The organism is Aquidulcibacter paucihalophilus, assembly GCA_030285985.1.
GTDB lineage: Bacteria > Pseudomonadota > Alphaproteobacteria > Caulobacterales > Caulobacteraceae > Brevundimonas.
The window spans coordinates 428,411-448,922 of the sequence record CP127384.1 but is presented as its reverse complement, the minus strand read 5'-3'; the positions used below and the strand labels follow the sequence as shown (position 1 = coordinate 448,922).

Annotated in this window: 21 protein-coding genes; 8 read left to right on the top strand and 13 right to left on the bottom strand. The window is 68.6% G+C overall.

Annotated elements, in window-relative coordinates:
• Window positions 1-24: 24 nt before the first annotated feature.
• On the bottom strand, window positions 25-831 hold the full coding sequence (locus KB221_02300; GenBank protein WIY69863.1) for a ComF family protein: 807 nt from the start codon (window positions 829-831) through the stop codon (window positions 25-27).
• On the opposite strand from KB221_02300, the gene KB221_02295 reads away from it, so the two are divergent.
• Window positions 830-1,711: a methyltransferase domain-containing protein gene (locus tag KB221_02295; protein ID WIY69862.1), complete on the top strand. Its 882-nt coding sequence runs from the start codon at window positions 830-832 to the stop codon at window positions 1,709-1,711. The genes KB221_02300 and KB221_02295 overlap by 2 nt on opposite strands.
• A 3-nt stretch (window positions 1,712-1,714) precedes the next feature.
• Here KB221_02295 and KB221_02290 read toward each other — a convergent pair whose 3' ends face one another.
• Genes KB221_02290 through KB221_02275 form a run of 4 tightly spaced genes read right to left on the bottom strand, consistent with a single transcriptional unit; the run spans window position 1,715 to window position 4,678 of the window.
• Window positions 1,715-1,894 (bottom strand): Flp family type IVb pilin, encoded by a 180-nt coding sequence (locus KB221_02290; protein WIY70851.1) that lies wholly within the window; start codon window positions 1,892-1,894, stop codon window positions 1,715-1,717.
• A 23-nt stretch (window positions 1,895-1,917) separates the two neighbouring features.
• Complete coding sequence (gene mutT, locus KB221_02285; protein WIY70850.1) at window positions 1,918-2,316, bottom strand: 8-oxo-dGTP diphosphatase MutT; 399 nt, start codon at window positions 2,314-2,316, stop codon at window positions 1,918-1,920.
• A gap of 8 nt (window positions 2,317-2,324) precedes the next feature.
• On the bottom strand, window positions 2,325-3,716 hold the full coding sequence (gene argJ / locus KB221_02280) for a bifunctional glutamate N-acetyltransferase/amino-acid acetyltransferase ArgJ (GenBank protein WIY69861.1): 1,392 nt from the start codon (window positions 3,714-3,716) through the stop codon (window positions 2,325-2,327).
• Window positions 3,713-4,678: a peptidyl-prolyl cis-trans isomerase gene (locus tag KB221_02275; GenBank protein ID WIY69860.1), complete on the bottom strand. Its 966-nt coding sequence runs from the start codon at window positions 4,676-4,678 to the stop codon at window positions 3,713-3,715. Before KB221_02275 ends, argJ begins: the two co-directional genes overlap by 4 nt.
• A 242-nt stretch (window positions 4,679-4,920) precedes the next feature.
• On the opposite strand from KB221_02275, the gene secA reads away from it, so the two are divergent.
• Together secA and KB221_02265 are read left to right on the top strand one after the other, a co-directional pair.
• Window positions 4,921-7,815 carry a preprotein translocase subunit SecA gene (gene secA / locus KB221_02270; GenBank protein WIY69859.1) on the top strand — a complete coding sequence of 965 codons (2,895 nt, stop codon included), beginning with the start codon at window positions 4,921-4,923 and terminating at the stop codon, window positions 7,813-7,815.
• Between the two features lie 8 nt (window positions 7,816-7,823).
• Window positions 7,824-8,993 carry an aminotransferase class V-fold PLP-dependent enzyme gene (locus KB221_02265; protein WIY69858.1) on the top strand — a complete coding sequence of 390 codons (1,170 nt, stop codon included), beginning with the start codon at window positions 7,824-7,826 and terminating at the stop codon, window positions 8,991-8,993.
• 13 nt (window positions 8,994-9,006) lie between these two features.
• Here the strand turns inward: KB221_02265 and KB221_02260 are convergent, their stop codons facing one another.
• The 5 genes from KB221_02260 to KB221_02240 all read right to left on the bottom strand — a co-directional run bounded on the left by KB221_02260 (window position 9,007) and on the right by KB221_02240 (window position 13,427).
• Window positions 9,007-9,870 carry a hypothetical protein gene (locus tag KB221_02260; protein ID WIY69857.1) on the bottom strand — a complete coding sequence of 288 codons (864 nt, stop codon included), beginning with the start codon at window positions 9,868-9,870 and terminating at the stop codon, window positions 9,007-9,009.
• An 86-nt stretch (window positions 9,871-9,956) separates the two neighbouring features.
• Window positions 9,957-10,427, bottom strand: coding sequence for a GNAT family N-acetyltransferase (locus KB221_02255; protein ID WIY69856.1), 471 nt, complete (start codon window positions 10,425-10,427; stop codon window positions 9,957-9,959).
• Between the two features lie 6 nt (window positions 10,428-10,433).
• On the bottom strand, window positions 10,434-11,936 hold the full coding sequence (locus KB221_02250) for a CoA-acylating methylmalonate-semialdehyde dehydrogenase (protein ID WIY69855.1): 1,503 nt from the start codon (window positions 11,934-11,936) through the stop codon (window positions 10,434-10,436).
• Window positions 11,937-12,019: 83 nt separating this feature from the next.
• Window positions 12,020-12,910, bottom strand: a complete 891-nt coding sequence (locus tag KB221_02245; GenBank protein ID WIY69854.1) for an alpha/beta hydrolase — start codon at window positions 12,908-12,910, stop codon at window positions 12,020-12,022.
• Between the two features lie 40 nt (window positions 12,911-12,950).
• A complete protein-coding gene (locus KB221_02240) occupies window positions 12,951-13,427 on the bottom strand; it encodes a Fur family transcriptional regulator (protein ID WIY69853.1) in 477 nt (158 codons plus the stop codon).
• Window positions 13,428-13,532: 105 nt separating this feature from the next.
• On the opposite strand from KB221_02240, the gene KB221_02235 reads away from it, so the two are divergent.
• Both KB221_02235 and KB221_02230 read left to right on the top strand, forming a co-directional pair.
• The gene (locus KB221_02235; GenBank protein ID WIY69852.1) at window positions 13,533-15,551 is read left to right on the top strand and encodes a TonB-dependent receptor; all 2,019 of its coding nucleotides are present in this window, start codon (window positions 13,533-13,535) and stop codon (window positions 15,549-15,551) included.
• Between the two features lie 92 nt (window positions 15,552-15,643).
• Complete coding sequence (locus KB221_02230) at window positions 15,644-16,435, top strand: SapC family protein (protein ID WIY69851.1); 792 nt, start codon at window positions 15,644-15,646, stop codon at window positions 16,433-16,435.
• A gap of 146 nt (window positions 16,436-16,581) precedes the next feature.
• Here KB221_02230 and KB221_02225 read toward each other — a convergent pair whose 3' ends face one another.
• Together KB221_02225 and KB221_02220 are read right to left on the bottom strand one after the other, a co-directional pair.
• Window positions 16,582-16,989: an acyl dehydratase gene (locus tag KB221_02225; GenBank protein ID WIY69850.1), complete on the bottom strand. Its 408-nt coding sequence runs from the start codon at window positions 16,987-16,989 to the stop codon at window positions 16,582-16,584.
• Window positions 16,990-17,002: 13 nt separating this feature from the next.
• The gene (locus KB221_02220) at window positions 17,003-18,025 is read right to left on the bottom strand and encodes an NADP-dependent oxidoreductase (protein ID WIY69849.1); all 1,023 of its coding nucleotides are present in this window, start codon (window positions 18,023-18,025) and stop codon (window positions 17,003-17,005) included.
• Between the two features lie 327 nt (window positions 18,026-18,352).
• On the opposite strand from KB221_02220, the gene KB221_02215 reads away from it, so the two are divergent.
• Entirely contained in the window at window positions 18,353-18,622 is a 270-nt protein-coding gene (locus KB221_02215; protein ID WIY69848.1) for a hypothetical protein, read from the top strand.
• Between the two features lie 61 nt (window positions 18,623-18,683).
• On the opposite strand, the gene KB221_02210 is transcribed toward KB221_02215, so the two are convergent.
• On the bottom strand, window positions 18,684-19,481 hold the full coding sequence (locus tag KB221_02210) for a response regulator (GenBank protein WIY69847.1): 798 nt from the start codon (window positions 19,479-19,481) through the stop codon (window positions 18,684-18,686).
• Between the two features lie 191 nt (window positions 19,482-19,672).
• Between KB221_02210 and KB221_02205 the strand changes: the two genes are divergently transcribed.
• Together KB221_02205 and KB221_02200 are read left to right on the top strand one after the other, a co-directional pair.
• Entirely contained in the window at window positions 19,673-19,870 is a 198-nt protein-coding gene (locus KB221_02205; GenBank protein WIY70849.1) for a NepR family anti-sigma factor, read from the top strand.
• On the top strand, window positions 19,867-20,478 hold the full coding sequence (locus KB221_02200; GenBank protein WIY69846.1) for a sigma-70 family RNA polymerase sigma factor: 612 nt from the start codon (window positions 19,867-19,869) through the stop codon (window positions 20,476-20,478). Before KB221_02205 ends, KB221_02200 begins: the two co-directional genes overlap by 4 nt.
• Window positions 20,479-20,512: the final 34 nt, after the last annotated feature.

Below are 20,512 nucleotides of genomic sequence, written 5' to 3'. Positions count from 1 at the left end.
GGGGTCTCCTGAATCCTGATCCGCCTATACAGGCAATTGCCGTGCCGTGCGTACCCGGGCCACGACGGCCAGGTCCACGGCGCGGGCGCCGGCCTCGATCAGCGCGCGGGCGCAGGCCTCGGCCGTGGCGCCCGTGGTCAACACGTCATCGACCAGAAGGATGCGGCGGCCCCTGACCTGTCGACGGCCCGCCTCGCTGACGGCGAAAGCCTTCCTGACGTTCAGGCGCCGGCCGCGCACGGACTTGCCGCCCTGGGTGGTCGTGTGGGTCGTGCGGATCAGGGCGTCGGGCAGATAGTCCAGACCGGTGTCGCGGGCGAGCGGCCGGGCGATCTCTGCGGCCTGGTTGAAGCGGCGCGACAACAGGCGGAAACGATGCAGGGGCACGGGAACGACGGCGTCGGTCCCGTCCAGCAGGGGCGCGGCCGAGCGGGCGATCCAGCGGGCGAACAGGGGGGCGAAGGGCTGATGGTCGCCATGTTTGAACCTGAGGATCAGCCCGCGCGACGCCTCGTCATAGACGCAGGCGGCCCGGGCCCGGTCGAAGGCATAGGGCTGGGCCAGACAGGCAGCGCACCGCGCAGCCGCAAACGGGCCGCCATCCATCTCGAAACCGGCACCGCAGCCGTCGCAGACCGGGTCCTCGAGGAAGGTCACCCGGCTCCAGGCACCGGCGGTCAGGCCGGGCGAGGCGGCGGCCTCGGCCCTGTCGTGGGCCAGCGACGGGAGCAGCAGATCGGCGACGCCGCGACCCAGGGCGCGGGCACCGAACACGATGCGCGGGGCGGCCGCTTTCAATCGGTCGCGCCAGACCCCATCCTGAAGCCGCATGAGCCCTTCCTCCGGTCCCCCCCGCATTTTCGACGTTCAGCGCCGCACGGCAAGGCTTGAACGCAGCGAGCCCTCGCTTTCCCGCGCCGACTTCCTGCATGCGCGGGCGGCGGAGAACGCCGTGGGCAGTCTGGAGGCCCTCGTCCGCGACTGGCCCGAGGCGGCGGATCTGTCGGCGCATCCGGGGGCTTTCGCCGGGGCGCTGGCCGAAAGCCCGGCGGCGGCCCGGGTCGGGCCGGTGAAGACCGTCGGCGACCGGGCGGCCCGGGCGGGCCCCGGCGTGGCGCCGATCGATCTGGCCGACGGGTCGCAGGACCTGATCGTCTCCCTGATGAGCCTGCACTGGGCCAATGACCTGCCGGGCGCCCTGAGCCAGATCCGCCGTGCGCTGAAACCCGACGGCCTGTTCCTCGGCACCCTGCTGGGGGCCGGGACGCTGAAGGAGTTGCGCGCGGTCCTGACCGAGGCCGAGCTGGAGGCGCGCGGCGGGGCCCAGGCGCGGGTCTCGCCCTTTGCCGACGGCTTCGACGGCGCGGCCCTGCTGCAGCGGGCCGGGTTCGCCCTGCCCGTGGCCGACGTCGACCGGGTGACGGTGCGCTATCCCGACCTGCTGGCCCTGTTCCGCGACCTGCGCGCCATGGGAGAGACCAATGTGCTGGCCGGGCCGGTACGGCCGCTGACGCGCGGTATCCTCGGCCGGGCGGCGCAGCTTTATGCGGAACGGTACGCCGGCACCGACGGCCGCATCCCGGCGACCTTCGAGATCGTGCACCTGGCCGGCTGGGCCCCGCACGAAAGCCAGCAGAAGCCGCTGCCGCGCGGCTCCGCGAAGATGCGGCTGGCCGATGCGCTGGGGGTCAGGGAGCAGACCGGCGAGTAGGTTTCAGCCGCCCATGGCGGTGCGGATCTTGTCCATGGCGGTGTTGAAGATGCCGCTGCCCGTGGTGCCAAAGGCCTGCATGGCGCCCAGGATGACGAGGAACATCAGGGCCAGGATCATGCCGTACTCGATGGCAGTCGCGCCGCTTTCGTCGCGCAGGAAGCGGGAGAGGAAGCGTCTCATCATCGGCCCCCTCCTTCCGGCGGCTAGAGCAGGTCGCGCAACCAGGCGACCAGGGGTTCATCGGCCGGCGGCATGGGATAGTCCGAAAGCTGGTTCGGCCTGACCCATTTCAGCGCCGCGTGCTCGCGGTTCTGAACCACCCCCGACCAGCGTCGGCAGAGGTACAATGGCATCAACAGATGAAACGAATCGTAAGCGTGGCTGGCAAAAACGAACGGGGCCAGGCAGGCCTCGTTGACGTCGATGCCGAGCTCTTCCTGCAATTCGCGGATCAGGGCCTGTTCGGGCCGCTCGCCGGGCTCGACCTTGCCGCCCGGAAACTCCCACAGCCCGGCCAGTTTCTTGCCCTCGGGCCGCTGGGCGATCAGGACCCGGCCGTCGGTATCGATCAGGGCCACGGCGACGACGAGGACGGTGGGCAATCCGTCGCTCACGACCGATAGTCGCCGTTGATCTCGACGTACCGCTTGGTCAGGTCGCAGGTCCAGACGGTGGCGGAGGCGCGGCCCGAGCCGACGTCGACGGTGATGTCGATCTCGGCCTTCTTCATATAGGCGCTCATCTTCGCCTCGTCGTAGTTCGGGGCGGGGGCGCCGTCGATGGCCGCCACATGGGGGCCGAAGCGGATGGCGAGGCTGTCGCGGTCGACCGGCTCCTCGGTCTTGCCGACGGCCATGACGACCCGGCCCCAGTTGGCGTCCTCGCCGGCCAGGGCGGTCTTGACCAGCGGGCTGTCGGCGATCGACTTGGCCAGTTTCCGGGCCGAGGCCGGTGAGGCGGCACCGTCCACGGTAACCTTGACGAATTTGGTCGCGCCCTCGCCGTCCCGGACCAGCTGGTGGGCGAGGTCGAGCATGACCCTGTCCAGCGCGGCCGAGAATTCCTTCAGCCGGCGGTCGCCGACCCGGCCGATGCGCGGCGCGCCCGAGGCACCCGTGGCGAACAGCAGGCAGGTGTCATTGGTCGAGGTGTCGCCGTCGACGGTGACGCTGTTGAAGGTGGTGCGGACATGCAGGCCCAGCAGGGCGCGCAGCACCGGCGGGGCGATGGCGGCATCGGTGACGATGAAGCCCAGCATGGTGGCCATGTCGGGCGCGATCATGCCCGACCCCTTGGCGATGCCGGCGATGCGGACCGTGTGTCCCTCGATCCTGCATTCGGCATACGACCCCTTGGGGAAGGTGTCGGTGGTCATGATGGCCTGGCCGGCGCGGGCCCAGGCGTCGGCATCCAGTCCGGCGTCGATATCCGGCATCCGGGCGACGATCTTGCGGTCGTCCAGCACCACGCCGATCACCCCGGTCGAGGCCAGCATGACGTCGCGCTGGCGGCAGCCGAAGCGTTTGGCGACCTCGGAGGCCGTGCGTCGGGCCGCATCGGCGCCGGCCTTGCCGGTGAAGGCGTTGGCGCAGCCTGCGTTGACGACCAGCGCGCGGACGTCCTGACCGCCGCCGTCCGCATCCAGCTGGCGTTTGCACCAGTCGACGGGTGCCGAGCCGATCTTGTGCCGGGTGAAGACCCCGGCGCAGGTCGTGCCCCGGGCGAAGCGGAACACCACCAGATCGTCGCGCTCATGCTTGTAGAAGCCGGCCCGGGCCGTCGCGATCTCGACCCCGCCGATGGGCGGGATCATCGGGAAGGGCACGGCCAGGGGCGAGATTTCGAGCCCCGGCTTGCCCGGCGCGGCCGGCGCAAGGGGCTTCGCCGGTGCCGGCGTCGTGGCGCGTTTCAGGGCCGTGGCGAGGGGATCGAAGGCCTTTTCGATGGCCTGTTCAATCTTCTGGCCGGTGGAGGCGCGGCCGGCCTCGGGCGGACGGCTCATGACGCCTTCCGGGGCGCCGGTGCCACGGCGGCGGCCGGGGGCGATGCGGGCGCGGCGGGGGTTCCGGCGGAAGCGGCCGGCGGACGCGGTGCCGAGGCCGGCTCCTGCGAGCGGGGCGTGTCGCCCGGCAGAAGGTTTTCGACCTCGGCCTTGCCGCGCAACTCCTCGAGCAGCTGGCGGACGCCTTCATAGGTCAGGTAGCGCACGATCTGGGGCCGCGCCTGTTCCAGCGTCGGCGGGGTCTCGCGGCGGCGGTCCTCGACCCGCAGCACGGCCCAGCCGCCCTCGGTCTGGAACGGACCGACGGTCGAGCCCGCGGGGCGGTCGCGCAGAGCGTTCTTGTAGGCCTCGGGCATGACGTCGATGGTCCGGTAGCCGAGGTCGCCGCCGGAATAGCGGGTGGCGTCGTCGATCGAGCTTTCGGCGGCCACGGCCTCGAAGGCGGCACCCTGGGCCAGAATGCCGATCACGGCATCGGCCTCGGGCCTGGTGCGCGACAGGATCAGGCGGACGCGGATTTCCTCGGACGTCTGCGCCAGACGGACCTGCTCCTGGTAGATGGTCTCCACGGCACGGTCCGAGATGGAGCCGTTGACCACGGTCTCGACCAGCATGTCGCCGAGAATGCGTTCCCGGGTTGCCTCCAGCCGGCGCTGGGCGAGGGCGGAGTTGTCGAGACCGCGACGTTCGGCCTCGCGGGCCAGCAGTTTCTGGTCGATGACCTCGTCCAGCACGCGACGGAACAGGTCGGAGGTCACGTCCAGGGGCTCACCCTCGCCGACCAGGCCTTGCGCCACCGCCTCGCGTTTGACGTCAGACGCCCAGATGGTCTTGCCCTGGACCTCGGCCACGGCGCGATCGCCGGGTTCGGGGGCGCGGTCGGCGCCGCCGCCGGGACCACAGGCCGCAAGGGTCAGACAGGCCGCCAGAAGAACGGGAACGAGGGGGCTGGAAAGCCGCATTTGGGCGCGCTCCGTCACGGGGCGGAAAAGCCCCTCGCGTTGACAGGGATAAGGCCGGTGCTTAAGTCCCGCCTGCGCCCAAGTCGAGGGGTTTTCGAACGATCGCGCGGCCCTCGCGCGCGCCTGTGACAGGCGCACCGGGTCGCCGTCGCCGAAGCCCCTTCCGCCCGCGCAGTCGTCGCCGCTCCTTCGGGACCTTTCAGTACCAGAGCCCCTGTCGCTCGCCCGCCTTCGGATCATCCATGCTCGGCATCGCCAAGAAGATTTTCGGCTCCTCCAACGACCGCAAGGTCAAGGACTTCATGAGCCGGGTTCAGAAGATCAACGCGCTGGAAGGCAAGTTCACCGCCCTGTCGGACGATGAGCTGCGGATGATGACCGACGCCTTCCGCGACCGGCTCGCGGGCGGTGAGACGCTGGACAAGATCCTGAACGAGGCCTTCGCCGTGGCCCGCGAGGCGTCCCGGCGGGTGCTGGGCCAGCGCCAGTACGACGTCCAGCTGGCGGGCGGCATGATCCTGCACGACGGCGGCATCGCCGAGATGCGCACCGGTGAGGGCAAGACCCTGGTCGCCGTGGCGCCGGTGTATCTGAACGCGCTCGCCGGCAAGGGCGTGCACGTCATCACGGTCAACGACTATCTGGCCCGACGCGACGCCGAATGGATGGGCCGGGTCTATCGCTTCCTGGGCATGGAGGTCGGCGTCATCGTCAACGGCCTGTCCTCGGGCCAGCGCCAGGCGGCCTATGCGGCCGACATCACCTACGGCACCAACAACGAATTCGGCTTCGACTATCTGCGCGATAACCTGGTCTATGACCGCAAGGAAATGGTGCAGCGTCCGCACCATTTCGCGATCGTCGATGAGGTCGACTCCATCCTGGTCGACGAGGCGCGCACGCCGCTGATCATCTCGGGCCCGACGGAAGACCGGTCGGACCTGTATCTGATCGTCGACGGCATCATCAAGGAACTGATCCAGGACAAGACCACCTTCGACCTGGACGAGAAGCAGCGTCAGGCGCTGCTGACCGAGGAGGGCTCGGAGAAGATCGAGCAGATCATGGAAGAGCGCGGCCTGTTCGAGGCCGACACGACTGGTCTGTACGACGCGGCCAACATCACCCTGGTCCACCACATCAACCAGGCCCTGCGCGCCAACACCCTGTACCAGAAGGACAAGGACTACATCATCAAGGCCGGCGAGGTCATGCTGATCGATGAGTTCACCGGCCGGATGATGCAGGGCCGCCGCCTGTCCGAAGGCCTGCACCAGGCCATCGAGGCCAAGGAGGGCGTGAAGATCATGCCCGAGAACCAGACCCTGGCCTCGGTCACCATCCAGAACTATTTCCGCCTCTACGAGAAGCTGTCCGGCATGACCGGCACGGCCGCGACCGAGGCCCAGGAATTCCTCGACATCTACAAGATGGACGTCCTGGAAGTGCCGACCAACCGGCCCGTCAAGCGGATCGACCACGACGACGAGATCTTCCGCACCGAGACCGAGAAGAACCAGGCCATCGCCGGCCTGATCGCCGAATGCCACGTCAAGGGTCAGCCGATCCTGGTCGGCACGGTGTCGATCGAGAAGTCGGAAACCCTGTCCGAACTGCTCAAGACCTATCAGTATGAGGTCACCCTCAAGACGCTGAAGCCGCAGCACGCCCATCTGCTGGAGGCCGTGACCAGCGAGGACGAGAAGGCGCGGCGCGAGGCCAAGAAGGCCTATCAGGCGCTGAAGGACGAGGATTTCGACATCGAGGTCCGGACCGGCAAGGGCATTCCGCACAGCGTGCTGAACGCCCGCCAGCACGAGCAGGAAGCCTATATCGTCGCCGACGCCGGCCTGCCCGGTGTGGTGACCATCGCCACCAACATGGCCGGCCGCGGCACCGACATCCAGCTGGGCGGCAACCTCGAAATGCGCCTGCAGAAATGGCGTCAGGACCTGCGCAACATGGCGCAGGAGGTCACCCCCGGGATGGAGGCCGAGGAAGAGGCCCGTCTCAAGGCCGACATCGCCGTGCAGAAGCAGAAGTCGCTGGCCGCCGGCGGTCTGTTCGTGCTCGGCACCGAACGCCACGAAAGCCGCCGCATCGACAACCAGCTGCGCGGCCGGACCGGCCGTCAGGGCGACCCCGGCACCTCGAAATTCTTCCTGTCCTGCGAGGACGATCTGCTGCGCATCTTCGCCGGCGACCGTCTGGACGCCATCATGCGCAGCTTCGGCGTGGCCGAGGGCGAGGCGATCAGCCACCCCTGGCTGAACCGCGCCGTCGAGACCGCCCAGAAGCGGGTCGAGACGCGCAACTACGACATCCGCAAGAACCTGCTGAAGTACGACGACGTCGTGAACGACCAGCGAAAGGCCGTGTTCGAGCAGCGTCAGGAGTTCATGGACTCGACCGACCTGTCCGAACTGGTCGGCGAGTTCCGCAACGACGTCATCGCCGACCTGATCGAGAAGCATATGCCGCCCAAGGCCTATGCCGAGCAGTGGGACATCGACGGCCTGGACGAGAAGGTGAAGTCGACCCTCGGTCTGGAGCTGCCGCTGCACGACTGGGCCGCCGAGGAAGGCGTGTCGAACGAGGAGATCGAGGAGCGGGTCATCGCCGCCGCCGACACCCGTGCCAACGCCCGTCTGGAGCAGATCGGCGCCGAGCAGACGCGCGGGCTCGAGAAGCAGTTCCTGCTGCAGATGATCGACATGCAGTGGCGCGAGCACCTGGTCCACCTGGACCATCTGCGCGGCGTCATCGGCCTGCGCGGCTACGGCCAGCGTGATCCGCTGAACGAGTACAAGACCGAGGCCTTCAACCTGTTCGAGACGCTGCTCTATGAGCTGCGCCACAACGTGACCCGCTGGCTGATGACGGTGGAGTTCCGCTTCGAGGCCCCGCCGGCGATGGAGATGCCGGAGTTCCAGGAAATCCACCTGAACCCGGGCACCGGCGAGAACGAGATGTCGAACCCGCTGGCGCAGAACCCCGAAGGCCAGCTGCAGGGCGATGATCGCGCGCGCCTGCCGGTCGACACCCTGCCCGCCGGCTGGGAGCGCACGCCGCGCAACTCGGACTGCCCCTGCGGCTCGGGCCGCAAGTTCAAACACTGCCACGGCAGTTTGATCTAGGTCCCCGGATGGCCGGGACTCACAAGGACCTGTTCTCCCGCGCCCTGTCGCTGGATCCCGAACGGCTGCATTTCGCCGCGCACAGTCATCACCTGTGGCCGGACGCCAGTTTCGACGGACAGCTGCGGGCCTGGGTCGAGGCCAACCAGTTCGCGGACCGGAAATGGGACCTCATCTTCGGGGAGGTCATTCCCGAGGCCCAGACGCACGTCGCCCGCGAGCTGAACCTGCCGTCCCGGGACACGGTGGTGTTCGCTCCCAACACCCATGACCTGCTGCTGCGGATCGTCTCGGGCCTTGAGCGCAAGCCGGTCCGCATCCTGTCCACCGACGGCGAGTTTCATTCTTTCCGGCGTCAGGCCCAGCGCTGGGAAGAGGCGGGCGAGGCCGTCGTCACCCGCGTGCCCCTGCATCCGTTCGAGACCTTTGACGACCGGTTCGTCGAGGCGGCCAGCGGCGGCGGCTTTGACCTGATCCTGATCAGCCAGGTCTTCTTCCGCACCGGCCAGAGCTTCGGCCGGATCGCCGATCTGGCGGACCTGGCCGATCCGGCCGGGCCCTGGGTGGTCATCGACGGCTATCACGGCTTCATGGCCCAGCCGACCGACCTGTCGGCGGTCGCGGACCGGGTTTTCTATCTGGCCGGCGGCTACAAATACGCCATGGCCGGCGAGGGCGTCTGCTTCCTGCATGCGCCGGACGGCTATTGCCCGCGGCCGGTCGTGACCGGCTGGTTTGCCGAGTTCGGCGATCTGTCGGGGCCGCCGGGCGGGGTTCAGTATCGCAGCGACGGCGGCCGCTTCTGGGGCGCCACCTTCGACGTCTCGCCCCTGTACCGGTTCAATGCCGTGCGGCGGATGCTGGACGAGGCGGGGCTGGGCACGGCGGACGTCAGCGCCCACGCCCAGAGCCTGATGGCGCGGTTCCAGACGGCGGTGGCGGGCGGCGAGGCCGGGCGGCTGGCGGCGGCCGAACTGATCAATCCCCTGACCGGCGAGGCCCGGCGCGCGCGCTTCCTGGCCTTCCGCCATGACGATGCGCCGGCGTGGAAGTCACGGCTGCAGGATGCGGGCGTGTTCACCGACGTGCGCGACGACGTGATCCGCTTCGGCTTCGGCCTCTATCAGGACGCGGACGACGTCGAACGGCTGATCACCGCCTGCAAGCGCGCGCTCTGATTCCGCCGGCGGCCTAGAAGAAGGTCGTGTCTTCCGCCTGTTTCGCCTCGGGTGCCTTGCGCGGGACCGGCGGCGAGGCCGGGGCCGGGACGGGCGTGGCCCCCGGCGCGATACCGTCGGCCGGGGCGATTGGCGGCAGGGTCGGATAGGGCAGGCTTTCGGGGCTGCCGTCGCCGGGGAAGGCCTGCGGGGCTGAAGGATCGCCCGGCGCGACGACCGGCGGATCAATCCGGTCCGGTGCGTCCAGATCATCGCGGATGAAGACCCAGGAGCGGCTGTCCGAACAGGCGCAGGCCTTCATGAAGCCCTCGCGGTCGCGCCAGATGACCAGCGGATAGCGCGTCTGCAAACCCGCCTCCTTGAGATCCTCGGTCAGTCGGGCGACGAAGTCGCGGCCGGCCTCGACCACGGCCCCGCGCGCCAGATTGCCGTCGGCGGCGGGAATGCCCGCGGCCGTCCAGTTGCGCACCGGGGTGGCGGTCCAGCGCTGGTACAGGGTCCAGTCGCGGGTCAGCCAGAGCTCGGCGATGGTGGCGCGTTCGGCGGCGGTGGACTGGGCCAGCCCCTCGCGGTCCGGGCGCGCAAACAGGATGGTCCGGGCCTCGATGCCCGCGGCGCGCAGCTTGGGGATCTCCTCGCGCTCGTAGCGGGCCATGGCCGCCGAGTCGCGGTAGCCGATGATGTACAGCGGCTCGCCACCGCCGCCCGCCGAGACCCAGGACGCCTCATCCAGCAGGCGCTGGATTTCAGCCTGGTTGCGGGTCACCGTGACGGGCTGGAACCGCGCATAATAGGTCCAGTACGCCCAGTAGGCGACGCCGGCGAGGACCAGGCCGATGACGGCCGCGAGGGCCGACCAGATGAAAAAGCGACGCATGCGGGGGGACGCTCCAGCTTCACGGTTCGCGAAGGTTAACGCCTAGCACCGAATTGGGTTGTCGCGCACGCCTGTGAGGCGAGTGGTCAGTCGGAAGACCGCATGGCGGCGACCGACCAACGCACGATGGTCTTGTCCTCCTGGTCGGCACCGAGGCGGGCATAGAAGCGGCGGGCACCCAGATTGTCGGACTGGACCTCCCAGCGCGCTCCAACCCCCTGCCCGGCCGCCAACTGACCGAACCGGCGCATCAGGGCCGCGCCGACTCCCAGGCCCCGCACGGACTCGTCAACGAACAGGTCGTCGAGGTTCAGATAGTCGGCACCGCGCCAGATGCCGTAGCAGCGGACCCAGGTCAGATAGCCGACATCCCGCCCGTCCCGTTCGGCCAGCAGACATCCGAAGGCCGGGGGGTCCGCAGCGAGCGCTGCAGCCAGACTGGCCGGGGTTGCGGCCAGGTAAGCGGCTTCCCCCTGATTGTCCGCAAGGCCGCACATGAGGCGATACAGGCTAGTGGCGTCAGCGGGCCCGGCGGCCCTGAGGGTCACGGGCTCCATCGAACATCACCCCATGGTCGGGATGACGAAGCTCGAATCCGCATGCTCCAGGTCGCTGTCGGGCCAGCGGGCCGTGACCGTCTTGACCTTGGTCCAGAATTTCACGCCTTCCATGCCGTGCTGGTTGGTGTCGCCGAAGGCCGAGCGCTTCCAGCCGCCGAAGGTGTGATAGGCGACCGGCACCGGGATCGGGACGTTGATCCCGACCATGCCGACATTGACCCGGGCGGCGAAGTCGCGGGCCGCGCGGCCGTTCTGGGTGAAGATGGCGACGCCGTTGCCGTACTGGTGCTTCGACGGCAGGGACAGGGCTTCCTCGAAGCTGGCGGCGCGGACGATCTGCAGCACGGGGCCGAAGATCTCTTCCTTGTAGGACTCCATCTCCGGGGTGACGTGGTCGAACAGCGACGGGCCGATGAAATAGCCCTTCTCATGCCCCTGCAGACTGAAGCCGCGGCCGTCGACGACCAGCTCGGCGCCTTCGCGCACCCCGGTCTCGATCCAGCCCTCGACGCGGGCCTTGTGCTGGGCGGTGACGACGGGGCCGTAGTGGGCGCCGGCGTCGGTCGAGATGCCGACCCGCATGGTCGGGATCTCGGCGACCATCCGCTCGCGCAGTTCGTCGGCGGTCTTCTTGCCGACCGGGACCACTACAGGCAGGGCCATGCAGCGCTCGCCGGCCGAGCCGTAGGCCGCGCCGGACAGGTCCTTGATGACCTGGTCCATGTCGGCGTCGGGCAGGACGATGCCGTGGTTTTTGGCGCCGCCCATGGCCTGGACGCGTTTCCCGTGGGTCGCGCCGGTCTGGTAGACATAGTTGGCGATGTCGGACGAGCCGACGAAGCTCACGGCGTGGATCTGCGGGTGGGTCAGGATGGCGTCGACCGCCGCCTTGTCACCGTGGACGACGTTGAGCACGCCCGCCGGAGCGCCGGCTTCCATCATCAGTTCGGCCAGACGGACCGGCACCGACGGGTCACGCTCGGACGGCTTGAGGATGAAGGTGTTGCCGACGGCGATGGCGACGCCGAACATCCACATCGGGATCATGGCCGGGAAGTTGAACGGGGTGATGCCCGAAACCACGCCCAGCGGCTGGCGCATCGAATAGACGTCGATGCCGGGACCCGCGCCCCAGGTGTATTCGCCCTTCAGGGCGTGGGGGATTCCGCAGGCGAACTCGATGACTTCAAGACCGCGCTGGATGTCGCCCTTGGAGTCGGCGATGACCTTGCCGTGCTCGGCCGAGAGCAGTTCGGCCAGCTCGTTCATATTGGCCTCGACGAGGCGTTTGAACTCGAACATCACCCGCGCGCGGCGCTGGGGATTGGTCGAGGACCAGCCGTCGAAGGCCTTCTGGGCGGCCTGGACCGCGCGGTCCATCTCGGCGACCGAGGCCAGCTGAACCCGCGCCTGGACCTCGCCCGTATTGGGGTTGAACACGTCCGAGAAGCGGCCCGAAGCGCCGATGAAGCTGGTGCCGTCGATGAAGTGGTTGATGTCACGCATGATCGGAAACGGTCCTGGAAAACGAAACAGTCGGGTCGGATGGGCAGCGGTTTAGCCCCTGCCCCGCGCGGGCGCCAGCCGGTCTAGACGGCGGCGTCGAAGAGGGCGTCGCGGGCGATGTCGGCCTGGAGCATGGGGAAGAAATGGGTACCGCCGGGCACGGTCCCGACGGTGACGTGGGGCAGGCCGCGCGGGTTCTCCGGGAGTCTGCAGGGACCCGGCCCCTCGGCCTTGAGCACGGTCACCGGGCAGTCGAGGCGTTTCAGGGCGCGCCAGGGATCGTGGCTCTGGGCGGCATAGTTGGAGGCCTCCCAGGCGGGGTCGCAGGCGAGCGTATAGCCTTCCGGCGTCTCGATCAGGCCGTCGGCGATATAGTCAGCCAGCATCATCTCGGGCCAGCCGCGGAAGGCGCCGCGGCCCAGGTAGGCGGCCATGGCCTGTTCGCGACTGTCGAAGACCTTGCGGCGCCGCAGGGCATTCCGGACCAGCGGGATGCGCGAGCCGAGCCGGTCCAGCAGCGGCAGTTTGAAGGCCGTCACGACCCAGCGACTCCAGATCACCGGGTCGAACAGGACCAGGCCGCCGACACGGTCGGGACGTTCGGCCGCGGCCAGAAGCGCCGAGGTGCCGCCCATCGAATGGCCCGCCAGAATCACCGGCGGTCCGTCGAGGCTGTCCAGCAGGGTGACGAGGTCGTCCCGGTGGTCGTGCCAGTCGCGGCGATCGCCGCCCTCGGCCGGCAGGGTCGTGCTGCCATGGCCACGCAGGTCGGGGGCCCAGATGCGCAGGGACCCGGACAAGGGCGCCAGCAGGGTGCGGTAGGTCAGGGCGTTGAAGCCGTTGGCATGGACGAAGACCAGATCCACGGGCCGCTTGCGGTCGCCGAAGTCCAGCACGTTTATGAAGCCCTCGCCCCGGTCGTTCGACACCGGCAGGCTCAGACGTCGGGGCGGGGAAAGCCGGATCGCATCCATGGGGCGGAGATAGGGCCTCGGCACGCCGATTGCCAGCGCCCTACTGGCAGGCCGGACAGCGGCCGTGGGCCTCAATCGTCGTGCGCTGGATGGCGTAGCCGGCGGCCTCGGCGGCCCGGCCCAGATCACCGGCCACCGGGGCGGAGACCTCGGCCGTCGCGCCGCAGCAGTCGCAGATCAGGAAGGCCGCCGCGTGATCGGCCGCGCCGGAGGTGCAGGCGACATAGGCGCTGATCGAGGCGATGCGGTGGGCGAGACCCTTGCGTTCGAGAAACTCCAGGGCGCGATAGACGGTGGGCGGTTTGGCCGGCTGACCGTCCTCGCCGAAGCGGGCGATCAGGTCATAGGCCTTCACCGGCTCGCCGGCGGCCAGCAAGAGCTCCAGCACGCGCAGGCGCGGCGGGGTCATCCGCTCGCCCTCGGCGGTCAGCCGGAGATCGGCCGCCTGGATGGCGCGGGCGACGTCGGCGGCTCCCGGAGGACCGTCCGCGTGATGATGGCCGCAGGCTTCGCTCATGACCCTGAGCTAGGGCTTCCGGGGCGGTCCCGCAACATCCGGCCCTTGACGAGACGTGATGTTATCTCATAACACCATACCTTCGCTTTAGTCCGGATGTCCCCCATGAGTCTCGCTGTCGTGTCCCGCGCCGCCCTGTTGACCGCCGCAAGCTGGGCCGCCCTCGCCGGGGCCGCCGCCGCCCAGGACGGGCCGCGCCCGACGGAGCTGGACGAGGTCATCGTCACCGGCGCCCCCTACGGTATCAGCGCGCGAGCCACGACCATCGCGACCACGGTCATCGGCGAGGAAGCCCTCGCCTCGGCCCCGGCCTCGTCCCTCGGTGATCTGGTCGCCGGTCTGCCCGGCATGCGCTCGACCGATTTCGCCCCGGGTGCCAGCCGACCCGTTATCCGCGGCCTGAGCGGGCCGCGGGTGCAGGTGCTGACCAATGGCATCGGCCTGATCGATGCCAGCTCGGTCTCGCCCGACCACCAGGTGGCCACGGACCCGGCCGAGGCGAACCGGATCGAGATCGTGCGCGGCCCGGCGACGCTGGCCTATGGCGGCACGGCCATCGGTGGCGTCGTCAATGTGCTGGACAACCGCATCCCGACCGCCCTGCCCGACGGCCTCGACGGCGCGATCTCGACCCAGGCCTCGAGCGTGGACAACGGCCGGTCGGTCGCCGGCCGCCTGGCCTTCGCCCTCGGGCCGGTCGTGGTCAGTCTCGACGGCGTCAGCAAGGAGTCTGACGACTACGACATCCCCGCCCCCTCGATCTCGCAACGGCTGGCCGACGCCGAGGGGATTCCGCGCGGACCGGGCGGGACCCAGCCCAACAGCTTTTCGGAGCTGGACAGCCGGGGCCTCGGCCTGTCGTGGATCGGATCGCGCGGCTTCATCGGCGCCTCGATCAAGGACCTGTCCAGCACCTATGGCGTGGTGGCGGAGGAAGACGTCTTCATCGAGCTGGAGCAGACCCGCGAGGACGTGCGCGGCGAACTGACCCTCGACGGCGGCCCCTTCCAACGCCTGACCGGGTCCTTTGGGCACGCCGACTACACTCACACGGAATTCGAAGGCCCCGGCAACCCGGGCACCGTCTTCCAGTCCGACGGCTGGGAAGCGCGCGCCGACCTGGTGCAGCGGACCCGCGACGGCTGGAACGGCGCGATCGGGGTCCAGACCCTGTCGCGCTCGTTCGAGGCCATCGGCTCGGAAGCCTTTGTCCCGGGCAGCGAGATCGAGGAGGCCGGGATCTACACCGTCCAGCGGCTGGACCGCACCGGCTGGGGCCTTGAGGGCGGTCTGCGCTACGACCGGCGCACGGTGACCGCGACGCCGCTGTCCGGCGGAGCGGAGATCGAGCGCGATTTCGACAACTGGTCAGGCTCGGCGGCCGCCTTCATCAAGCCGACGGCGGACCTGTTCCTCGGGATCAGCCTGGCCCGCAACGAGCGCGCGCCGTCCGAGGTCGAACTTTTCGCCGACGGCCTGCACATCGCCACCGGCGTCTATGAGACCGGCGACGTCACCCTGGACAATGAGACCGTCACCACGATTGAGGGCACGGTCCACTATGAGGCCGGGCGGTTCCATGGCGACCTGCACGTCTATGCCTCGAAATACGACGGCTTCATCGATGAGCAGGACACCGGCGCAGTGTTCGTGGACGGCGGCGAGAGCTTCCCGATCTTCCAATTCGTCCAGACCGGGGCGGAGTTCCGCGGTTTCGAGGCCGAGGCCGGCTATGATCTCTGGTCCAGCGCCGATCGGGCCCTGAGCTTCGAGGGCGCGGTCGATTTCGTGGACGCCGAGACCGACCTGGGTCCGGCGGCGCGCATTCCGCCTTACAGCGTGAGCGGACGCCTGCTCTGGGCCTCGACGCCGTTCGACGCGACCCTCGAGGTGCGGCGGGTCGGGGAGCAGGACCAGCTGGCCGCCTACGAACTCGGGACCGACGGCTATACGATGGTCAATCTGTCGGGGGTCTGGCGTCCGTTCGCCGACCGGGACATCTCCGTCTTCGCCGAGGGACACAACCTGACCGACACGGAGGCACGCGAGCACGTCAGCTTCCTGAAGGACCGGGCACCGCTGCCGGGGCGCAATTTCCGGGCCGGGATCAGCTACCGGTTCTAGGGGCTACGCCGGATTGGAGAGCCGGTTTGCCGCCTTGACGTGTCTGCGCTAGACACGCGCCTTCCTTCATCAAGAGAGCTCGTTTCGCGTCCATGACCGACACCACCTCCACCGCCGGCCTGTCCGGCAACGTCCTGTTCTATGGCAAGCCCGAGCCCCTGTCGGTCGAGGCCCACGGCGCGCTCGGTGTTGATCCGGTCGAAAAGCCCTACGGCTTTGTGGCCACGACCAATCTGGTTCCGCTGACCGTGACCGAGTTCGCTCCGGCCGCCCTGTCCTATCCGGTGATCTTCGTCGGTGACGCCAAGATGCCGGTCGCCGTCATGGCCCTGCGCGGCGGCGAGAACCTGTTCGTCAGCGACGCGGGCGAGTTCCGCCCCGAGGCCTACATCCCGGCCTATGTGCGCCGCTATCCGTTCGTCTTCGCCAATGACGAGGTCCAGAAGCGTCTGATTCTCTGCGTCGACCGCGACGCCCCCTTCATCAAGGACGGCGGTGCCACGCCGCTGTTCATCGACGGCAAGCCTTCGCCCTACGTCGAACAGGCGATGGAGTTCTGCAACAATTTCGAACTGGAGCGTCAGCGCACCGACGCCTTCGTCAAGCTGCTGACCGAGCTGGACCTGTTCGACACCCGCGAGGCTGTGTTCACGCCGCGCAACCCCGACGGCACCGCCGCCGCGCCGCAGAAGATCGCGGAATATTTCGCCGTCTCGGAAGACAAGCTGAAGGCCCTGCCGGCCGAGAAGCTGGCCGAACTGCGCGACAACGGCGCCCTGGGCCAGATCTACGCCCACCTGGTGTCGCTGCTGGGCTGGGATCGTCTGATCGCCATGGCCTTCCAGAAGGCCGCCGCAGCGCAGCCGGCTGCCGGCAACGCCTGAAGCGAGTGATTGGTGGCTAGCGGCTGGTCCGCGGCCGCAAGCTGCTTTTCGAAGAACAGAAAACCCCGTCCGGTTCGTCCGGGCGGGGTTTTTCCCTGGCGGGGCAGAGGTCCGGCTCACACTGGCCACCAGCCGCGCCCATCGCATCAGCGGCGGGCGAGCAGCGCCCGGGTCAGGCACGAGAAGACCAGACGGCCGGCCTCGTCGAGCAGGTCGTGCTGGGCGATGACGATGCCCTTCTCGTCGCCGACCGGGTCCTTGCCCATGACGGTCATCCGTCCGCGCATCAGCTCGCCGGCAGGCGGGTTCCGCAAATAGCGCAGGCCGTCGACAGCCAGCACCTTGGACTGGGCCCAGCCCGCGGCCTTGTCGGCGAACAGCCGGCTCCACAGGGCGTAGACCATGGCGTCGGGCGCGCCGTAGGACGGGTCCCAGCCCGGCAGAAACCGCTCGACGAAGACATCAAGCGCGCCGGCATCGACCATACAGGCGCCGAGGGGCACGACCTCGCCGACGCCCAGATCTTCAAAATGGACGTGCAGCGGTTCGGTCATCCAATCGGTCCTATCAGCCCGCAGGCTCTTCCGACACCCGGACCAGCAGCTTGCCGTCGTGATCGCCCGTGAACAAGCGGTTCAGCGAGTCCAGCGCGCCTTCGAGACCGTCGTCGACGTGGACCTTCCACTTGACCTCGCCGCTCTGCAGCCAGGGGCCCATCTCGGTGACCATCTCGCGGGCGCGGTGGGCGTAGTCCAGCACCAGGAAGCCCTGGATGTTGAGGCGATGGGTGATGATCCGGCTGAAGTTCGGCGACGGCGGCATCTTCGTGGCGTTATAGGCCGAGATCAGGCCGCAGACCGCCATCCGGCCGTGGGTCTTCAGCCGGTTGTAGACAGCAATCATGATGTCGCCGCCGACGTTTTCGAAATTGAGATCGATCCCGTCGGGTGCGAGCCGGTCCAGCGCCTCGCCGACATCCTCATTCTTGTAGTCGATGGCGGCGTCGAAGCCGAGTTCCCCGGTCAGCCAGCGGCATTTGTCAGCGCCGCCCGCGATGCCGATCACGCGGCAGCCACGCGCCTTCGCCACCTGGCCGGCGATCGAACCCACGGCGCCGGCGGCGGCGGAGATCACCAGCGTCTCGCCGGCCTTGGCCTTGAGCACGTCGGTGACGCCGAAATAGGCGGTCATCCCGGTCATGCCGAGCACGCTGAGGTTCGCCGTCAGCGGCAGGCCCGCCGCGCGATGGACCTGTCGCAACTCCATCTCATTGACCACGGCGTAGTCCGCCCAGCCGCCAGACATCGGCGTGACCACATCCCCGGCCCGGAACCGGCTGGACCGGCTTTCCTCGACCACGCCAAGGGTCAGGCCGCGCATGACGCCGCCGATCGGTACCGGCGGCAGATAGCCCTCGGCGTCGTTCATCCAGGTGCGGTTGGTGGGATCGAGCGACAGATAGACGGTCCGGACCAGCACCTGGGATTCGTTCAGGGCGGGAACCGGCGCCTCGACCAGCTCCAGATCCCCCGGCTGGATCAGACCCTTGGGCCGCTGGCGCAACACCCACTGACGATTCACGCGAGCCATGGCCATCTCCGGGTCTGTATGGGGTTTTCTTTGTGAACCCGCATAGTCTGCATGCCGCGGCCCGCTGTCCAGCCGGGGCAAAGAAAAAGGCGGACCAGAAGGTCCGCCTTGAAGTGGCATCATCGAGAATGAGGCGCGGAGGCGACAGGCTGGCTTGCACCAGCCTCAAGTCGGGGGGGCGTCGCCGCCTCCGCAAAGACCTAACGGTGAAGTCCGCCGGGGGTTCCCGCCTGTTTGAATCTTTTTTTGCGCATCGCGCCGTGCCGGAACGGCGGCGGTTCGCGCCGCGTTCAGCAGGTCAGAACCATCACCTGCGGAGCGCCGGCCATGACCCACCCATCGCCTCACGACAAGGCCGCCGACGCGGTCCATGAAGGCCGACCCGTCGAAGCCCAGTATGTTCGCGGGGGCGGCAAGGGCCGGCGCATCTTCGTCATTCTGATGGTGTCCCTGTCGGCCGTCGCCGTACTGCTGCTGGGCATGTGGTTCGTCAGCCAGGGCGGCTTCGCTGACACCAATGCCAACACAGGCGCGCAGCCCGTGGATGTTCGGGCCTTTGACGACTCCGGCCCGGCGCCGACCCCCGCGCCGCAGTAGGGCCATACGAAAAAGCCCCGGTCCTGCGACCGGGGCTTTTCCTGTTGTTCCTGGCGAGGCCCTAGGCTGCCGCCTTCTGGCGCGACGGGTGGAAGAAGAGCGCCTGGCTGATCGCCGCCTTCACCGTTTCCGGCTGGAAGGGCTTGGTGATCAGGAAGGTCGGCTCCGGCCGCTCGCCGGTCAGCAGCCGCTCGGGGAAGGCGGTGATGAAGATCACCGGCACGTCGATCCGCTTGAGGATGTCCTTGACCGCGTCGATGCCCGACGAACCGTCGGCCAGCTGGATATCGGCCAGGACCAGACCCGGGCGATGGCGGGCGACGGCGTCGACGGCCTCATCATGGGTGGTGGCGGTGCCGGTGACCCGGTGACCGAGCTCCCGGACCAGGCTTTCGATGTCGGCCGAGATAATGGCCTCGTCCTCGATGATCAGGACATCGGTGGCCAGTTCGGCGTCGATATCCGTCTGGGCTTCCGAGATCAGCCGCTCGACGTCATGGGCGTCGGCGTCGAGGATTTGCGCAGCTTCGGAGGGGGTGAAGCCTTCGAGCGCCGTCAGCAGGAAGGCCTGGCGGGAGCGGGGCGCGATCCGCATCAGACGGCGCGAGGCATCATCGTCCCGGCCGTCGAGGCCGCTCTTGTCCTCCAGCTGGGCACCGGTGGTGGTCCAGATGGCGTGGAAGACGTGATAGAGCGCCACGCGCGGCGTCATCTCGGCCGGCAGCTGGCGTTCACCGGCGGCGAGGGCCTCCAGGGCAACACGGACGTAGTTGTCGCCCGTGGTCTGGTCGCCGGTCAGCGCGCGCGCGTAACGACGGACGTAAGGCAGATGCGGCGCAAGGCGGGCCAGCAGGCTCATGTATCAAATCCCCGACGATTACGGCTCCCACCCTGGAGCCGCTGCAGTGCCCCTCAACGTATCAAATCGGTCACGGTTCCGCTTCGGCGCTCAAGCTTGAGCATTAATTCCCGATTCCCTAGGAACCGGGCCTGCGGGGCGGCGTTCCGGCACTCGCAACAACTATCGTCAGGGTGGCGGCCGTTTTTTCAATGACAGATAATTCCAATCCCCCCGGCAAGCCTCCCAAGGGCGGCGCAAGCCTGGAGGAAGCCCGACTTCGCCAGCAGGCGATCGGCGTCAAACTGCGTCACATGTTCGACGAGATCGTGAACGAGCCCGTTCCCGACGAGTTTCTGGACATTCTGCGCCGGGCCGACGCGCGCTCGGCCGAAGGGAACGGCGAATGAGCGGCGCCTCCAGCCCGCCGCCCAAACCCCCTTCAGCGGACGACGACGCCTTCAAGCGGGAATTGGTCGTGCTGATCCCGCATCTGCGCGCCTTCGCGCGGACCCTGACGGGTGACCCGACGGCGGCCGACGACCTGGCCCAGGACGCCATGATGAAGGCGTGGGATGCGCGCGCCAGCTATCAGATGGGCACGAACATGAAGGCGTGGACCTTCATGATCCTGCGCAATCAGTTCTACTCCGAAAAGCGCCGCTCTTGGCGCCAGACGCAGCTGGACCAGGAGGCCGCTGAACGGACCCTGGTCGCGGTCGATGATCCGGAGTCCCCGGTGGCGCTGGACGAACTGCGCCTGGCCCTCGGCACCCTGCCCGAAGAGCAGCGCGAGGCGCTGATCCTCGTGGGCGCCGGCGGCTTCGCCTATGAAGAGGCCGCTGCAATCTGCCAGTGCGCCGTAGGAACCGTGAAGAGCCGCGTGTCGCGGGCCCGCAAGGCCCTGCAGGCGACGCTGGAACGGGGCGGATATGCGCGCGACGGCCGCGCCGCGGGCGACGCCATGCGCTCCATCCTCGCGGCCGCGGACCGTCTGAGCAGCGCGAGGCAAGGCTGACGCTGTGGTCAGGTTCGGCCGCGCGATCGCCAGG

What these genes read in the sequence shown, in the direction of transcription:
- KB221_02295 (WIY69862.1), top strand. Translation starts at nt 830, where the DNA reads ATGAGCCCTTCCTCCGGTCCCCCCCGCATTTTCGACGTTCAGCGCCGC.
- KB221_02300 (WIY69863.1), bottom strand. Translation starts at nt 831, where the DNA reads ATGCGGCTTCAGGATGGGGTCTGGCGCGACCGATTGAAAGCGGCCGCC.
- KB221_02290 (WIY70851.1), bottom strand. Translation starts at nt 1,894, where the DNA reads ATGAGACGCTTCCTCTCCCGCTTCCTGCGCGACGAAAGCGGCGCGACT.
- argJ (WIY69861.1), bottom strand. Translation starts at nt 3,716, where the DNA reads ATGAGCCGTCCGCCCGAGGCCGGCCGCGCCTCCACCGGCCAGAAGATT.
- KB221_02275 (WIY69860.1), bottom strand. Translation starts at nt 4,678, where the DNA reads ATGCGGCTTTCCAGCCCCCTCGTTCCCGTTCTTCTGGCGGCCTGTCTG.
- secA (WIY69859.1), top strand. Translation starts at nt 4,921, where the DNA reads ATGCTCGGCATCGCCAAGAAGATTTTCGGCTCCTCCAACGACCGCAAG.
- KB221_02265 (WIY69858.1), top strand. Translation starts at nt 7,824, where the DNA reads ATGGCCGGGACTCACAAGGACCTGTTCTCCCGCGCCCTGTCGCTGGAT.
- KB221_02260 (WIY69857.1), bottom strand. Translation starts at nt 9,870, where the DNA reads ATGCGTCGCTTTTTCATCTGGTCGGCCCTCGCGGCCGTCATCGGCCTG.
- KB221_02255 (WIY69856.1), bottom strand. Translation starts at nt 10,427, where the DNA reads ATGGAGCCCGTGACCCTCAGGGCCGCCGGGCCCGCTGACGCCACTAGC.
- KB221_02250 (WIY69855.1), bottom strand. Translation starts at nt 11,936, where the DNA reads ATGCGTGACATCAACCACTTCATCGACGGCACCAGCTTCATCGGCGCT.
- KB221_02245 (WIY69854.1), bottom strand. Translation starts at nt 12,910, where the DNA reads ATGGATGCGATCCGGCTTTCCCCGCCCCGACGTCTGAGCCTGCCGGTG.
- KB221_02240 (WIY69853.1), bottom strand. Translation starts at nt 13,427, where the DNA reads ATGAGCGAAGCCTGCGGCCATCATCACGCGGACGGTCCTCCGGGAGCC.
- KB221_02235 (WIY69852.1), top strand. Translation starts at nt 13,533, where the DNA reads ATGAGTCTCGCTGTCGTGTCCCGCGCCGCCCTGTTGACCGCCGCAAGC.
- KB221_02230 (WIY69851.1), top strand. Translation starts at nt 15,644, where the DNA reads ATGACCGACACCACCTCCACCGCCGGCCTGTCCGGCAACGTCCTGTTC.
- KB221_02225 (WIY69850.1), bottom strand. Translation starts at nt 16,989, where the DNA reads ATGACCGAACCGCTGCACGTCCATTTTGAAGATCTGGGCGTCGGCGAG.
- KB221_02220 (WIY69849.1), bottom strand. Translation starts at nt 18,025, where the DNA reads ATGGCTCGCGTGAATCGTCAGTGGGTGTTGCGCCAGCGGCCCAAGGGT.
- KB221_02215 (WIY69848.1), top strand. Translation starts at nt 18,353, where the DNA reads ATGACCCACCCATCGCCTCACGACAAGGCCGCCGACGCGGTCCATGAA.
- KB221_02210 (WIY69847.1), bottom strand. Translation starts at nt 19,481, where the DNA reads ATGAGCCTGCTGGCCCGCCTTGCGCCGCATCTGCCTTACGTCCGTCGT.
- KB221_02205 (WIY70849.1), top strand. Translation starts at nt 19,673, where the DNA reads ATGACAGATAATTCCAATCCCCCCGGCAAGCCTCCCAAGGGCGGCGCA.
- KB221_02200 (WIY69846.1), top strand. Translation starts at nt 19,867, where the DNA reads ATGAGCGGCGCCTCCAGCCCGCCGCCCAAACCCCCTTCAGCGGACGAC.